Origin of the sequence: Exiguobacterium sp. SH4S7, assembly GCF_004336795.1 — a bacterium.
GTDB lineage: Bacteria > Bacillota > Bacilli > Exiguobacteriales > Exiguobacteriaceae > Exiguobacterium > Exiguobacterium aurantiacum_A.
The window spans coordinates 197,926-210,883 of record NZ_SJUT01000006.1; the positions used below are offsets into that span (position 1 = coordinate 197,926).

Below are 12,958 nucleotides of genomic sequence, written 5' to 3' on the forward strand. Positions count from 1 at the left end.
GAGAGGCTCATGACGACATTGCTCTGGATTTTCATCATCGCATCATTTGTTGTCGCGTTCGCGGGATTGATCTATCCGGTCATCCCGAGCGTGCTGTTCTTATTCATCGGTTATGTGATTTACGGATTCGGGTTCTCGTTTGAACCGCTCACATGGACGTTTTGGCTCTGGCAAATCCTGTTCTTGATTTTCTTGTTTGCGGTCGACTACATCGTCACACGGGCGACAGTCGACAAGCGCGGCGGCTCGGAACGGGCGAAGTGGGGCGCGACCATCGGTTTAATCGCCGGACCGTTCATCTTCCCGCTCGTCGGCGTACTCATCTTCCCGTTCATCTTTGCGTTTTTAGCGGAGCTCACGCTCGGCAAAACGACGCGCGAGGCGTGGAGCATCGGCGTCGGGACGGTGCTCGCATTCCTTGGGAGCACCGTGCTCAAAGTCATCGGGATGACGATGATGGTCATCTTGTTTTTCATGTATATCTAAAGGCGGAGAAAATTCTTCGTCTTTTTTGGTTGAGCCGTTTACAAAAACGGGGAAAGAAAAACAAGACCGTTCGCTTATTCGAACGATCCTGTCTTGACGAGCTGGGTGAAGGCAGAGCGGCTGAACGACTGTTGCTGCTCGACTTGTTTTTCGAAGAACGACGGTTTGAGATTGGCGTCCGCCACCCCTTCTGAGATCAAGGAGTCGAGAACTTGTTTCGTCGGATCTTGTTTTGGCAGGAGCATCAATCCTTCAGCGACGAACGTGTGATGGTTCGACAGCGAACGCTCGCTCGTGAACGTCATCGCGATGGCCGCGGGACGGTTATTGGCCGAGGTGATGACCGCCTCTGCTAAAAGAAGGATCCGTTTATTCAAATAGTGGTGGAGCATGACGGCAAATTCGGTCGGGACGAGCATTTCGAGGAGCCATTCATTATCGTGTTCTTTCGAGATGATCAACCCGTCGAGCAGCTCGATCGGGAGGTTTAACTCGTTGCCGTACTCGTCTTGGACGAGGCGGACTTGGACCAGACGGAACGTTTTCATCGTATCGATCCCTTCCACGTTTTCTTTAACTCATCTTAACATAGTCTGATTCGAAGATTGTGTTACGATAACGGGGAAGCGACGTGAATATCAGAGGATAAGGAGGCATCACCATGAGTTGGATTGTTGGCATAATCGGATATATCACGATCCTAGCAATCGGTTATTACGGTGTCCTTTTCTTCAAAGTAAAGCAAGAACGGAGTCGAGCCGGGTATCGCATCTTTCTTTTACTCTCGGGACTGTTCTTCGTGAGTGGGAGTGACTATATCATCGCCTTGTTCCAGGGGGACACGGAGGCGACGTTTTGGCAGCGGACCATCTATTTCATCTTGATTTTGATTTCCCTTTCGATCGCACTTTACTTTCGGAGAAAAGAAGATAAACTCCATGCGCACGAAATGACGACCGCATAAAGAAAAGGTTACGGGGACGCCCCGTAACCTTTTCTTTATTTTGGAATCCGTGTTTGACGGATCATTTCGAGCTTCAAATCCCACAGCGGCTTGCTGAACGTGACCGCATACACTTCTGGCAACCGGAGTCGCTTGTACTCTTCCCATAGTCCGTTCATCTGCTCATGGTGATACTGGCGGATGTCTGTCGCACTCGGCAAGTCGTACACGCGCTTCCCATCTAGGAAGATCGGTTCGAGCAAACGTTTGACGGTGAAGTTGCGCGTCTTGATTCGGAACGCCGGGTCACGCACGTCGATCAAGTCGATCTCTGTATACGTCTCGACCGGTTCGTCGGCGAGCGCGATGTAATCCCCTTTGAACTTGCCCGTCTCGTTATCGATGATCCGGTAAAGTTCTTTCTTGTGCGGGGTCGTCGTCTTCACTTTCGAGGACGACACTTTGATGACCGGTTTCAACTCGCCGTCGGCCCCTTCACGGGCGACGAGCTTGTACACCATCCCGAGGGCCGGCTGTTCATAAGCCGTGATCCCGCGCGTCCCGACGAGGAACGTGTCGGCTTCAGCGCCTTGCATCCGCAAGTCTTGGATGACGTACTCGTCGAGGTCACCTGAGACGACAATTTTAACGTAGTCGAGACCGGCCGCGTTCAATGCTTTCCGAGCCCGTTTTGATAAGTAGGCAAGGTCGCCCGAATCGAGACGGACCGATTTCAAGCGGTATCCTTTCGCCTCGAGCTCTTTTGCGACCGTGATGGCGTTCGGGAGCCCCGATTTGAGCGTGTCGTATGTGTCGATCAACAGGCTCGTGTTGTCCGGATACATCTCGGCAAACGAACGGAACGCCTCGAGTTCGTCATCATGAAACTGGATGTCGGCGTGCTCCATCGTCCCTCCGGTCGGGACGTTAAAATCACGTCCTGCCGAAACGAGGCTCGTCACGTCAAAGCCGGCGATGTAAGCGGCGCGCGTCCCATAGTAGGCGGCGTCGACGCCTTGGGCACGGCGGGCCCCGCCTTCAAGCAACGTCTCATTCGGCGCGGCTTGACGGATTCGGGCGTACTTCGAGGCAATGAGTGACTCATGGTTAGCGATGTTGAGGAGCGCCGTTTGGAACAGCTTCGCTTCGAAGATCGTCGACTCGATCCGGACGACTTGTTCGTGCGGGAAGATGATTTCACCTTCGCGCACACTATAGAGAGAACCGGTGAACTTGAAGTTGCGGAGAACGTCACCGAACTCGTCCTCGAACCCGAGCTGTTCTTTCAAATAAGCAATATCGGCTTCCGTGAACGAGACGTTCTCTAAATAGTGCACGATATTTTGCAAGCCGGCGAAGACGACGTAACCGCCGCTGAACGGGTTCGAGCGGTAGTAAAGGTCGAAGACGACTTTTTCGTTATGACGGCCTTGTTTCCAATAAATATACATCCAGCGTGGGAGATAAAGGTCGGTATGAAGCGCTAAGTTGCGATGTAACATTGTAGTTTCCTTTCTGTTTGGCGTCACTTCCCGGTCACAGTAGCTCCGAGGGTCGTGACAAAATGTTCGAGCGCCCAGTCGTGTCCGACCGGGTTAAAGCTTTGAACCGCATCCGCATGGACGACGATCTTGTATCCGAGGTTGTACGCATCGACGGCCGTATGGAGCACACAGATGTCGGTGCATACACCGACGAGATGGACTTCATGGATGCCGCGCTCACGTAGGCGAAGGTCAAGGTCTGTGCCTGCGAAGGCGCTGTAACGCGTCTTGTCGATCCAATGATCGGCGCGTTCGGCGGCGGGTTTGACGGCGCCGTACAACTCGCGACCTTCCGTGCCCCGAATGTTGTGGGGTGGGAACAACGTCGTTTCAGGGTGATACGTGTCGCCGGCGTCATGGACGTCGTTCGCGACGACGACGTAGTCCTCTGTTGAAAATTCCTCGATCAACTGGACGATTCGTTCTTCTATGTCTTGCCCGGGTTTCCCGCAAGTCAAACGACCCGTGTCTGCGATAAAATCAAACGTATAATCAATGACGATCAATGCCCGCATGGGAAGTCTCCTCTCTCTTGTGAAGAATGATTTGGCTATCTTTCTTATTCTAAATCATTTTGCGGCATGCGAAAAAGATTATTTTCGCGCTTGGTCGGGTAGTAAGTGTAAGAGGAACTGCAATCGAAAGGGGAATCAGCTGATGATTTTGTCATCGACCGAACTGTCTGAACAGTTGTCACGATTACCGGGCTGGGAAGTCGTCGAAGGGGAGTTACAAAAAACGTATCGCCTCGAGACGTTTCCGGAGGCGATCCAATTCGTTCATCTCGTCGCCGATATGGCCGAGACGCTCAACCATCATCCGAACATATTGATCGAGTATCGCAACGTCACGCTCACCGTGTCGACACACGACGAAGGAGGCATCACAGAGAAGGACATCATGCTCGCGAAAGGCTGTGAGGAACTTGTCTAAACTGTTTATGACGTTCGCCTCAGGCAGTGTGGCCGATCGGTTGCGCAAGGAACCGGGCGTCATCGTCGCGAGCGGCAACGAGACAATCTTGCTTGCCGAAGGGGACAAGTCCCCGTTCCAGAGTGGGAAGACGTTCCAGATCGAAGAAGCGGCAGGACAATTCGCGCCGACAGGGAATATCATCTATGCGAACATCCCGGTCGACTCGAACGCCCGGTCGCTCTTGTTCCACCGATTGCTGAAAGAAAAGTCTCGTCTCGGGTCTGGGCACAACGGATTTGCCGCGTATCGGCTCGGCGTTGACCCGGACGACAACCACGGGATTGTCATCATTCAATTCACTGAAGAAGGAAATCGGTTCCGTGATTCGACCGACTACTTACTGTTTCAAGAACGGTTGAAAGAAGCCGTCGAACAAAAAGGGGCCGGTCCGATCATAAAACACTATGTCGTCAGTGAACCGGATAACCTATAATAAACATAACGTCACGTTAGGGGAGGATTTTTTTATGAACAAGAACTACTTCTGGATGGGTTTGGCGGCAGGTGCCATTATCGGTGCCAGCGCATCGCTACTCCACAAAGAGACACGCGATCAGCAGATCAGACAGCTCAAAGGGATGAAGTCACGACTCAAGTCGACGGACACATCGACGCAATCACATTCGGTTGGGCTCCAAGCCTCATCGAAAAGCAGCTTGAAAGATCGCGTCATGGACTTGAAGGCGTTGTACGAAGAAAACCAAGACACGATCCAAAACCTCGTCGAAGACGTCAAAGACTTGGTCGACGCGCTCCAAGACGCACGTCATAAAAATCAGATTTAATTCAAATGGCCAAGCGCTGAGCGCTTGGCCATTTTTTCATAAGAACTGTGCGAACAAGCCGAAAACGGCGAGCCCGATAATGACGTAGAAAATCCATTTGCTGTCGCTCGAATGGACGACAGGCGGAGCGTACTTCCGCGGCTTGTACTTCCCGTAACGGAGCGGACGCGAGTAAGGCACCGTGAAACGAGACAGCGGGATCGCGAGCAAGAATCCGGCCAAGAATCCGTACACGTGTCCCCAAAGCGACACGTTCGACCCGATGAGCGTGAACACGGCGCTGATGGCGACGAAGATATAGACGAGTCGAGCGTCTTGGCTGTAGATGAGCGTACGGCGGAAGCGGCCGATGAAAACGTAGAAGCCGAGAATCGCTAAAATCGCACCCGAAGCACCGGCCTGCAGGTAGAACAGTTCGCTCACCGTGAAGAAGGTCAACAAGTTGGCGAGCGCACCCGCCACGAGATAAAACACGGCGAACTTCACATGACCGACCATGCGTTCCATGGCAGGTCCGAAAATGATGAGCGCGAACGAGTTGAACAGCAAGTGACCGAGGCCTAAATGAATGAAGTTGGCTGTCACGAGACGGTACCACTCGCCCTGGGCGAGCGCGAGGTGGAACGACCCTCCGAGCGCGACGATACGCAGTGAGGGCATCAAAGAATCGATGACAAACACGAGCAGTTGGATTACAATGAACAGCGTTACGAGCGGATACGCCCGTACGAACGTTTGAACATTCTCAGTACGACTAAACATAGCATCACCTCTTTTCTTAATTGTATAAGGAAACGAGTGAAAAAGGAAAGGAGCGAGTGTCCTATGATTGCGGGAATCGGAATCGATATCGTCGAGCTAGAACGGATCGCTCGCTCGATCGAACAACCTCGCTTTATGAACCGGGTGCTTACGGAGGCAGAGCGCGGGCTTGCCCTCACGTATTCAGACGAACGCCGAATCGAGTTCGTCGCCGGTCGGTTCGCGGCGAAAGAAGCCTACGCCAAAGCGGTCGGGACAGGCATCGCCCGCGGTTTGTCGTGGCAGCAGATCGAAATATTGCCGGACGAGACGGGACGCCCGCATATGACGGCGCCTCACCCGGGCCGGATTCATGTCAGCATTAGCCATAGCGAACGGTACGCCGTCGCACAAGTCATCATTGAAGAGGGGGATCACCATGTTTCGTCCAAGTTGGATTGAAATCGACCGGGCGGCGATCGCCCACAACATCATCGAAATCAAAAAACGTATCCCGCAAGCGCTCATGGCGGTCGTGAAAGCGAACGCCTACGGGCACGGGGCCGTTGAGGTCGCGAACATCGCGCTCGCAAACGGGGCGACGATGCTCGGAGTCGCCTTGCTTGAAGAAGCAATCGAGCTTCGAGACGCCGGTATCACCGCCCCGATCCTCGTCATGGAAGCACAATTCCCAGAATACGCCGGAGTCGCGGCCGAGCATGATGTGACGCTCTCCGTGTTCTCGGCCGACTGGTTACGTGAGGCGAAAGCGTATGTGACCGAGCGGCCGCTCACCGTACACGTCAAAGTCGACACAGGCATGGGACGTCTCGGCTTGCGGACGCGGGCCGAACTTGACGCACTTCTCGATGCAGCCGACGACCGCTTTGACGTCGAAGGGATTTATACACACTTCGCGACGGCCGACGAACCGGACAGTCCGCTCTATTACGAGCAACAAAAGCGGTTCAGTCAGTTGATCGACGGACTCATCCCGCGCTTCCGCTACATTCATACATCGAACTCGGCCGGGGCGATCCGGATGGCCGGAGAAGATGTTCCCTATAACCTTGTCCGTGTCGGCATCGCGCTGTACGGGTTATACCCATCGAGCGAGATGGCGTCGGCGTATGCGTTCTTGAAACCGGCGTTCACATTGAAGAGCCGACTCATGCAAGTGAAGACGCTTGAAGCCGGGCAGACGGTCAGCTACGGTGCGACTTACACGACGACGGCCGATGAATGGATCGGGACGGTACCGGTCGGTTATGCCGACGGCTGGATCCGCAAGGCGAGCGGCTTCGAAGTCGACGTCGAGGGCGAGCGTTGCCCGATCGTCGGACGGGTGTGCATGGACCGCTTCATGATCCGCCTTCCGCACGAGTTCTCGGTCGGCACCGTCGTCACGTTGATCGGCGGGGCGGTCGCCATCGATGAACTCGCGGCACACCTCGGGACCATCAATTACGAGGTCGTTTGTCAATTGACGAGTCGATTGCCACGGCGCTACGTGTAAATCATAAACGTGTGAAATTATCTGAATTCTTTCGTGAATCCTCTATATTTTCCCATTCTTGCGTGTTATATTGATAAAGAACGCGGGAAAAATTCCGCCAATCACCGAAACGATTCTGGAGGTGCAAGATGTTGAAACAGCGAACTGCGGGTGCTCTAGTGTCCGTTCCAGATCGGTTCTCGCAGCATGTGAGTCCGATTTCGATGAAAGATCGTGAATCACTGTCATTGAACGATGTAGTGACGTACTTGTCTAAGGAAATTGCTGATCGACAACAAGCACTGCGTGAAGAATTGGCGAAAGGCTATCAAGAGATGGCCGCGTTTAATTTGAATATGGCAGAAGAGATGCTGATGATTGAGACGGAAGCCGAACATGCTCTCTTACGTCAAGTAAGCGGGGTGTGAGCGGAGTGATCGTAAAGCGTGGTGACGTGTTTTATGCGAATCTGTCGCCCGTAGTCGGTTCAGAGCAAGGTGGAGTTCGTCCGGTTCTCGTCATTCAAAACGATATCGGCAATCGCTTTAGCCCGACCGTCATTGTCGCTGCGATTACGGCTCAGATCCAGAAAGCAAAACTGCCGACTCATGTGGAAGTATATCAAGTCAAACACGGCCTCGAACGAGACTCCGTGATTTTGCTTGAACAGATTCGAACGATTGATAAGCGTCGTCTGACGGATAAAGTCACTCATCTCGATGATGAGACGATGCACAAAGTTGACCGAGCGCTAGAGATCAGTATGGGATTAATCCCGCTCTAGCTTACATATAACTAAACCGGTACATGGGTATCGGTTTTTTTTCAAAAAGATCGATAAAAGTGGTTTCAAATCCTGAAATAAGGGAAATATGATTAATCGTACTCAATTTTTCTATGCGTAACATTAGGAGGGAATATACAATGGATTTAGCGATTCGCGAGCAAGTCATTGGAGAACAATTACACCTTTACGTTTCTGGAGAGGTAGACACATATACGGCACCAAAATTGAAAGAGGTCTTGCACCCGGCGATTACGGAACAAGATGTCATCGTTCATTTGGACGAAGTCGACTATATGGACTCAACAGGTCTCGGCGTCTTCGTCGGCGCACTTAAAATTGCCAAACGTAACGAGAAAGAGTTGTCGCTCGTCGGCGTTACCGATCGCGTCAACCGTCTCTTTGAATTGACAGGCCTAGACAAGTTATTGTCGATCAATACAAACGTAAGAGGTGGCACGAAATGAGTAACATCGAACAGACGGTGATGACGTTCCCGGCCAAACCGGAATATGTCGGCGTGGTCCGTTTAGTCGTCTCAGGAATCGCTAACCGTATGGGATATACGTACGACGAGATCGAGGATATTAAAATCGCGGTCTCGGAAGCGTGTGGCAACGCTGTTCAGCACGCTTATGAAGACCAAGAGGGTGAAGTGAAGCTCACGTGCGGCGTCCACGACGACCGCCTCGAGATGACGATCGAAGACTCGGGCAAGACGTTCTCGGACGACGTGAAACGCCAAGCGGCTCCGGTCGAGGAGACGGCAGAAATCGAATCGCTTCACGAAGGGGGACTCGGTCTTTTCCTCATTGAAGCGTTAATGGATAACGTCTCGATCAACAAGGACAACGGTGTCAAAGTGACGATGACGAAACTCCTTAACAGGGACGAGGTGGATCAGAGTGCCAGCAAAATCTCAACAACGCCATCACAGTGATGATGAAGTATTAGAGTGGATTGAGCGCTATCAACAGGACGATCAAAACGAAGAAGTCCAGATGCTCCTCATCAACCGATACTCAGACCTTGTTGAAGCGCTCGCTCGAAAATTCTCGCGTGGCCGGGCCATCCATGATGACCTTGTGCAAGTCGGGATGATCGGGTTGCTCGCCGCACTTCGCCGTTTCGACCCGGAGTTCGGACGCAGCTTCGAATCATTCGCCGTTCCAACGATCATCGGTGAAATCAAGCGTTTCATCCGTGACAAGACGTGGAGCGTTCACGTGCCGCGTCGGATCAAGGAGCTTGGACCGAAAATCAAGAAGACGGTCGAAGAGCTGACGACAGAACTGCAACGGTCACCGCGCATCGATGAGATCGCCGAATACCTTGGCGTTTCCGATGAAGAAATTCTCGAAACGCTCGAGATGGGCAAGAGCTATCAAGCGCTCTCGGTCGACAGCTCAATTGAAGCGGACAATGAAGGCAGCACGGTCACACTGCTCGACCTCGTCGGCAGCCAAGAGCGTGGGTATGAGTCAGTCGACCAGCGCCTCATTCTCGAAAAGGCGTTCAGCGTCTTGAACGAGCGGGAACAAGCGATTTTGGAATGTGCTTACTATAAAAACATGAGTCAAAAAGAGACGGGCGAACTCCTCGGTATTTCCCAGATGCACGTGTCACGTCTACAACGACGCGCGCTCGAGAAATTGCGTGAGGCCATCAAAGTCCCACTCAACGAAGTATTCTCAAGCGATGACTAAACGGTCATCGTTTTTTTGTCGTCTTCTACAGAGTTTGCTACACTTCAATAGAGAAGAGAAAAGGAAGTGATTCGATTGATTACGAAGATTGCGAACGAATTAAAGCTGAATACGAGTCAAATCGAGACGGTACAACAACTTGCGTCGGATGGAGCGACGATCCCGTTCATGGCCCGCTATCGAAAAGAGATGACGGGGAATTTGGACGAAGTCGAGATCAAAGCGATCCTCGACTCGCTCCAATACGAAGAGAGTCTCCAAAAACGGAAAACAGACGTCCTCGCAAAACTCGAAGAACTCGAGAAGGCGACGCCGGAGCTGACACGGGCCATCGAGGTCGCGACGAGTCTCCAACAAGTCGAGGACATCTACTTGCCGTATCGTCCGAAGCGCCGGACGAAAGCCGAGCAGGGACGAGAGAAGGGGCTGCAGCCGCTCGCCGACTGGTTCCGAGAAGTATCTGCTTATTCGGTGCAACAAGCGGAGGGACTCGCGGGTGAACTGGCGCTAGAAGAGGCGCTTCCGTTCGTACAAGCGATCATCGGGGAAGAGTGGGGGGAAGAGGCAGCGCTCCGCCAGACGCTGCGGACGAAAGTGCGGAACGAGGCACTCCTCCGGTCCCAAAAGAAAAAGGCGGCAGAAGATGAGAAAGAAGTGTTCGCCCAGTATTACGACTACGAGGAGAAAGTGGTCGGCATCGTGCCGCACCGCATCCTCGCGTTGAACCGGGGTGAGCGGACCGACGTGCTCCAAGTGAAGCTCGTCTTTGACGAGACGTTGTTCTTGAAACGAGCAATCAGTAAGTTAGATCGTCTTCCGACCGAGAAACGGGATGTCGTGACGCTCGCTATAAAGGACGCGTTCAAGAAATCGGTCTTCCCGGCCATCGAACGTGAAATCCGCAGTTCGTTGACCGAGACGGCTGAAGAACAAGCGATCGACGTCTTCGCGAAGAATTTGAAGCAACTCTATATGCAGCCGCCACTCCGTGAAGTCGTCGTGCTCGGTATTGACCCGGCCTACCGGACCGGCTGTAAGTGGGCCGTCGTCAACGAGACCGGGAAAGTCGAAGAAGTCGGCGTGTTCTATCCGACGGCGCCGAAGCATGACGTGACCGGTTCAGAAAAAGTGCTCTCATCTCTTGTGAAACGCTATCCAATCTCCGTCATCGTCATTGGCAACGGGACCGCCTCACGTGAGACCGAGCAATTTGTCTCGAACTGGCTGAAGACGGCCGAGCGTGAGATCGCGTACGCGATCGTCAATGAAGCCGGTGCCAGCGTATACTCGGCTTCCGAGATTGCGCGATCTGAGTTCCCGGAGTTGAAAGTCGAAGAACGTTCGGCTGTATCGATTGCCCGTCGGATCCAAGATGCGATGGCCGAGCTTGTGAAAGTCGACCCGCAATCGGTCGGGGTCGGACAGTACCAGCATGATGTCAGTCAAAACAAATTGAAAGGCTCACTCGAGTTCGTCGTCGAGAGCGTCGTCAACATGGTCGGTGTCGATGTGAACCGGGCTTCCGAGTCGTTGCTCACGTACGTATCGGGCCTCAATAAGACGACGGCAAAAAATATCGTCGCGTATCGTGATGAGTTCGGGCGCTTCAATACCCGTAAAGAAATCAAGAAAGTGCCGCGTCTTGGGGCGAAGGCGTATGAGCAGGCGGCTGGCTTCCTTCGCATCACGAACGGGAGCGACGTGCTCGACCAAACCGAGATCCACCCAGAGAGTTACAAGTTGACGTTATCTCTATTGAAGGAACTCGGTGTCTCGAAAGCAGCGGTCGGCACGGCCGAGTTGCGAGATCGGTTGAAATCGGTCGATGCCCGAGTGCTCAGCGAAACGCTTGAGGCGGGACTGCCGACGGTCGAAGACATCTTGAAGTCGCTTGCCAAACCGGGCCGTGATCCACGTGAGGATATTCAAAAGCCGCTTTTACGGACGGACGTCATGAACTTAGAAGACTTGCAGGTCGGGATGGAGTTCCAAGGGACGGTTCGCAACGTCATCGACTTCGGGGCATTCGTCGACATCGGGGTCAAACAGGACGGGCTCGTCCACATCTCGAAGTTGTCGAACCGTTACGTCAAACATCCGCTCGACGTCGTCGCGGTCGGGGACATCGTCACCGTCTGGATCGAGCAAGTCGATGCCAACCGGGGCCGGATCAGCCTGACGATGCTAGAGCCTAAAAAACAATAAATCGATATTTAGTAAGAAGAAAGTCGGAGTTGAGCAAAGTGGTTTCATTTTGCTCAACTTTTTTATTAAAAAGTGTTGACGGTCGTTTTTGACCGTGATATCTTATAGAGGTCGCCAAGAGCGCGGCATGAAAAATTAAAGCTTTTCTAAAAAAGTGATTGACACGTTTCGGGTTTGCGGTTACAATTTAAATCGTTACTTTGAAAAATTCAAGCAACGTTCCGCAATAGCTCAGTGGTAGAGCAACCGGCTGTTAACCGGTAGGTCGTAGGTTCAAATCCTACTTGCGGAGCCATTTTATTTTGGAGACGTACCCAAGCGGCTATAAGGGGCTCCCCTGCTAAGGGAGTAGGCTGGGAAACCGGTGCGAGGGTTCGAATCCCTCCGTCTCCGCCACTTACTTTTTAGAAAACATCAATCAAATAAATGGCCCGTTGGTCAAGCGGTTAAGACACCGCCCTTTCACGGCGGTAACACGGGTTCGATTCCCGTACGGGTCACCATTTCGGAGGATTAGCTCAGCTGGGAGAGCACCTGCCTTACAAGCAGGGGGTCGGCGGTTCGATCCCGTCATCCTCCACCATTTCAAATTTAAGCGCGTATACTGGTCTTGTGGTGTAGGGGTTAACATGCCTGCCTGTCACGCAGGAGATCGCGGGTTCAAATCCCGTCAAGACCGCCATTTACGTTGGGCTGTAGCCAAGTGGTAAGGCATTGGATTTTGATTCCAACATGCGAAGGTTCGATCCCTTCCAGCCCAGCTTATATTTGAGCCATTAGCTCAGTTGGTAGAGCATCTGACTTTTAATCAGAGGGTCGCAGGTTCGAGCCCTGCATGGCTCACCATTTTTATTCCTCGTAACATTTAATTACGCTGCGGTCGTGGCGGAATCGGTAGACGCGCTAGGTTGAGGGCCTAGTGGTGGTTAACACCGTGGAGGTTCAAGTCCTCTCGACCGCACCATGCACCCTTAGCTCAGCTGGATAGAGCGTTAGACTACGAATCTAAAGGCCGGGAGTTCGAATCTCTCAGGGTGCACCATTTTTATTATGGGCCTATAGCTCAGCCGGTTAGAGCGCACGCCTGATAAGCGTGAGGTCGGTGGTTCGAGTCCACTTAGGCCCACCATCTTAACTGACGAACTTTGAAAACTGAACGATGAGGCAAAAAAAGTTTTACAAGTTTTGATTGAAGCGCAAGCTTCGTCATTTTCAAGAGCTATATCAAATTCTTTGGAGAGTTTGATCCTGGCTCAGGACGAACGCTGGCGGCGTGCCTAATACATGCAAGTCG

General features: G+C 52.7%; 17 protein-coding genes, 10 tRNA genes and 1 rRNA gene. 24 read left to right on the forward strand and 4 right to left on the reverse strand.

The genetic code is table 11. The annotated features are described in order from the left end of the window. Positions 1 to 9 precede the first annotated feature (9 nt). Positions 10 to 486, forward strand: a complete 477-nt coding sequence (locus EVJ29_RS12240) for a DUF456 domain-containing protein (RefSeq protein ID WP_070329213.1) — start codon at positions 10 to 12, stop codon at positions 484 to 486. 74 nt (positions 487 to 560) lie between these two features. Here the strand turns inward: EVJ29_RS12240 and EVJ29_RS12245 are convergent, their stop codons facing one another. Then, positions 561 to 1,034, reverse strand: coding sequence for a YwpF family protein (locus EVJ29_RS12245; protein WP_070329230.1), 474 nt, complete (start codon positions 1,032 to 1,034; stop codon positions 561 to 563). Positions 1,035 to 1,147: 113 nt separating this feature from the next. Here EVJ29_RS12245 and EVJ29_RS12250 point away from each other — a divergent pair, with 113 nt between their 5' ends. Then, the gene (locus tag EVJ29_RS12250; protein WP_070329214.1) at positions 1,148 to 1,450 is read left to right on the forward strand and encodes a hypothetical protein; all 303 of its coding nucleotides are present in this window, start codon (positions 1,148 to 1,150) and stop codon (positions 1,448 to 1,450) included. 35 nt (positions 1,451 to 1,485) lie between these two features. Here EVJ29_RS12250 and EVJ29_RS12255 read toward each other — a convergent pair whose 3' ends face one another. Both EVJ29_RS12255 and EVJ29_RS12260 read right to left on the reverse strand, forming a co-directional pair. Then, positions 1,486 to 2,931: a nicotinate phosphoribosyltransferase gene (locus EVJ29_RS12255; RefSeq protein ID WP_070329215.1), complete on the reverse strand. Its 1,446-nt coding sequence runs from the start codon at positions 2,929 to 2,931 to the stop codon at positions 1,486 to 1,488. A 23-nt stretch (positions 2,932 to 2,954) separates the two neighbouring features. Further along, positions 2,955 to 3,488: a cysteine hydrolase family protein gene (locus EVJ29_RS12260; RefSeq protein WP_070329216.1), complete on the reverse strand. Its 534-nt coding sequence runs from the start codon at positions 3,486 to 3,488 to the stop codon at positions 2,955 to 2,957. Positions 3,489 to 3,630: 142 nt separating this feature from the next. Between EVJ29_RS12260 and EVJ29_RS12265 the strand changes: the two genes are divergently transcribed. From EVJ29_RS12265 to EVJ29_RS12275, 3 genes are read left to right on the forward strand one after another with little or no spacing between them, the layout of a single operon-like run. After that, positions 3,631 to 3,906, forward strand: coding sequence for a 4a-hydroxytetrahydrobiopterin dehydratase (locus EVJ29_RS12265; RefSeq protein ID WP_070329217.1), 276 nt, complete (start codon positions 3,631 to 3,633; stop codon positions 3,904 to 3,906). Further along, positions 3,899 to 4,381, forward strand: a complete 483-nt coding sequence (locus tag EVJ29_RS12270) for a hypothetical protein (protein WP_236633533.1) — start codon at positions 3,899 to 3,901, stop codon at positions 4,379 to 4,381. The genes EVJ29_RS12265 and EVJ29_RS12270 overlap by 8 nt, the downstream gene beginning before the upstream one ends. Positions 4,382 to 4,415: 34 nt before the next feature. After that, positions 4,416 to 4,733, forward strand: a complete 318-nt coding sequence (locus EVJ29_RS12275; RefSeq protein WP_070329219.1) for a hypothetical protein — start codon at positions 4,416 to 4,418, stop codon at positions 4,731 to 4,733. A 36-nt stretch (positions 4,734 to 4,769) separates the two neighbouring features. Here the strand turns inward: EVJ29_RS12275 and EVJ29_RS12280 are convergent, their stop codons facing one another. Continuing rightward, complete coding sequence (locus EVJ29_RS12280; protein ID WP_131490623.1) at positions 4,770 to 5,495, reverse strand: rhomboid family intramembrane serine protease; 726 nt, start codon at positions 5,493 to 5,495, stop codon at positions 4,770 to 4,772. 63 nt (positions 5,496 to 5,558) lie between these two features. On the opposite strand from EVJ29_RS12280, the gene acpS reads away from it, so the two are divergent. From acpS to EVJ29_RS12375, 19 genes are all read left to right on the forward strand, one after another. Further along, positions 5,559 to 5,936 carry a holo-ACP synthase gene (gene acpS / locus EVJ29_RS12285; RefSeq protein ID WP_070329221.1) on the forward strand — a complete coding sequence of 126 codons (378 nt, stop codon included), beginning with the start codon at positions 5,559 to 5,561 and terminating at the stop codon, positions 5,934 to 5,936. After that, positions 5,914 to 6,990: an alanine racemase gene (gene alr / locus EVJ29_RS12290; protein ID WP_070329222.1), complete on the forward strand. Its 1,077-nt coding sequence runs from the start codon at positions 5,914 to 5,916 to the stop codon at positions 6,988 to 6,990. Before acpS ends, alr begins: the two co-directional genes overlap by 23 nt. Before the next feature lie 128 nt (positions 6,991 to 7,118). Beyond that, the gene (locus EVJ29_RS12295; RefSeq protein WP_070329223.1) at positions 7,119 to 7,397 is read left to right on the forward strand and encodes a hypothetical protein; all 279 of its coding nucleotides are present in this window, start codon (positions 7,119 to 7,121) and stop codon (positions 7,395 to 7,397) included. Positions 7,398 to 7,402: 5 nt separating this feature from the next. Continuing rightward, a complete protein-coding gene (locus tag EVJ29_RS12300; RefSeq protein WP_016510516.1) occupies positions 7,403 to 7,753 on the forward strand; it encodes a type II toxin-antitoxin system PemK/MazF family toxin in 351 nt (116 codons plus the stop codon). Positions 7,754 to 7,893: 140 nt separating this feature from the next. Further along, a complete protein-coding gene (locus EVJ29_RS12305; protein WP_016510528.1) occupies positions 7,894 to 8,220 on the forward strand; it encodes an STAS domain-containing protein in 327 nt (108 codons plus the stop codon). After that, on the forward strand, positions 8,217 to 8,693 hold the full coding sequence (gene rsbW, locus EVJ29_RS12310) for an anti-sigma B factor RsbW (RefSeq protein ID WP_131490624.1): 477 nt from the start codon (positions 8,217 to 8,219) through the stop codon (positions 8,691 to 8,693). The genes EVJ29_RS12305 and rsbW overlap by 4 nt, the downstream gene beginning before the upstream one ends. Next, the gene (gene sigB, locus EVJ29_RS12315) at positions 8,659 to 9,459 is read left to right on the forward strand and encodes an RNA polymerase sigma factor SigB (RefSeq protein ID WP_070329225.1); all 801 of its coding nucleotides are present in this window, start codon (positions 8,659 to 8,661) and stop codon (positions 9,457 to 9,459) included. Before rsbW ends, sigB begins: the two co-directional genes overlap by 35 nt. Positions 9,460 to 9,525: 66 nt before the next feature. Beyond that, positions 9,526 to 11,664, forward strand: a complete 2,139-nt coding sequence (locus EVJ29_RS12320; RefSeq protein ID WP_236633534.1) for a Tex family protein — start codon at positions 9,526 to 9,528, stop codon at positions 11,662 to 11,664. Between the two features lie 220 nt (positions 11,665 to 11,884). After that, a tRNA-Asn gene (locus EVJ29_RS12325) sits at positions 11,885 to 11,959 on the forward strand. 9 nt (positions 11,960 to 11,968) lie between these two features. Next, positions 11,969 to 12,060, forward strand: a tRNA-Ser gene (locus EVJ29_RS12330). A gap of 32 nt (positions 12,061 to 12,092) precedes the next feature. Continuing rightward, positions 12,093 to 12,167, forward strand: a tRNA-Glu gene (locus EVJ29_RS12335). Positions 12,168 to 12,171: 4 nt separating this feature from the next. Further along, positions 12,172 to 12,247 (forward strand) — tRNA-Val (locus EVJ29_RS12340). Between the two features lie 23 nt (positions 12,248 to 12,270). Beyond that, positions 12,271 to 12,346: transfer RNA gene (locus tag EVJ29_RS12345), tRNA-Asp, on the forward strand. A 7-nt stretch (positions 12,347 to 12,353) separates the two neighbouring features. Beyond that, positions 12,354 to 12,425 (forward strand) — tRNA-Gln (locus tag EVJ29_RS12350). Between the two features lie 9 nt (positions 12,426 to 12,434). Next, positions 12,435 to 12,510, forward strand: a tRNA-Lys gene (locus EVJ29_RS12355). Positions 12,511 to 12,540: 30 nt separating this feature from the next. Continuing rightward, positions 12,541 to 12,628: transfer RNA gene (locus tag EVJ29_RS12360), tRNA-Leu, on the forward strand. A 1-nt stretch (position 12,629) separates the two neighbouring features. Next, positions 12,630 to 12,706, forward strand: a tRNA-Arg gene (locus tag EVJ29_RS12365). Between the two features lie 10 nt (positions 12,707 to 12,716). Continuing rightward, a tRNA-Ile gene (locus tag EVJ29_RS12370) sits at positions 12,717 to 12,793 on the forward strand. 101 nt (positions 12,794 to 12,894) lie between these two features. Next, positions 12,895 to 12,958, forward strand: a 16S ribosomal RNA gene (locus EVJ29_RS12375); the annotation flags it as partial.

Excerpts from the sequence above, each read along its gene's own strand:
- EVJ29_RS12275 (WP_070329219.1), top strand. The coding sequence starts at position 4,416 with ATGAACAAGAACTACTTCTGGATGGGTTTGGCGGCAGGTGCCATTATC.
- rsbW (WP_131490624.1), top strand. The coding sequence starts at position 8,217 with ATGAGTAACATCGAACAGACGGTGATGACGTTCCCGGCCAAACCGGAA.
- EVJ29_RS12280 (WP_131490623.1), bottom strand. The coding sequence starts at position 5,495 with ATGTTTAGTCGTACTGAGAATGTTCAAACGTTCGTACGGGCGTATCCG.
- EVJ29_RS12240 (WP_070329213.1), top strand. The coding sequence starts at position 10 with ATGACGACATTGCTCTGGATTTTCATCATCGCATCATTTGTTGTCGCG.
- EVJ29_RS12295 (WP_070329223.1), top strand. The coding sequence starts at position 7,119 with ATGTTGAAACAGCGAACTGCGGGTGCTCTAGTGTCCGTTCCAGATCGG.
- EVJ29_RS12265 (WP_070329217.1), top strand. The coding sequence starts at position 3,631 with ATGATTTTGTCATCGACCGAACTGTCTGAACAGTTGTCACGATTACCG.
- acpS (WP_070329221.1), top strand. The coding sequence starts at position 5,559 with ATGATTGCGGGAATCGGAATCGATATCGTCGAGCTAGAACGGATCGCT.
- EVJ29_RS12260 (WP_070329216.1), bottom strand. The coding sequence starts at position 3,488 with ATGCGGGCATTGATCGTCATTGATTATACGTTTGATTTTATCGCAGAC.
- EVJ29_RS12305 (WP_016510528.1), top strand. The coding sequence starts at position 7,894 with ATGGATTTAGCGATTCGCGAGCAAGTCATTGGAGAACAATTACACCTT.
- EVJ29_RS12255 (WP_070329215.1), bottom strand. The coding sequence starts at position 2,931 with ATGTTACATCGCAACTTAGCGCTTCATACCGACCTTTATCTCCCACGC.
- EVJ29_RS12245 (WP_070329230.1), bottom strand. The coding sequence starts at position 1,034 with ATGAAAACGTTCCGTCTGGTCCAAGTCCGCCTCGTCCAAGACGAGTAC.
- alr (WP_070329222.1), top strand. The coding sequence starts at position 5,914 with ATGTTTCGTCCAAGTTGGATTGAAATCGACCGGGCGGCGATCGCCCAC.
- EVJ29_RS12250 (WP_070329214.1), top strand. The coding sequence starts at position 1,148 with ATGAGTTGGATTGTTGGCATAATCGGATATATCACGATCCTAGCAATC.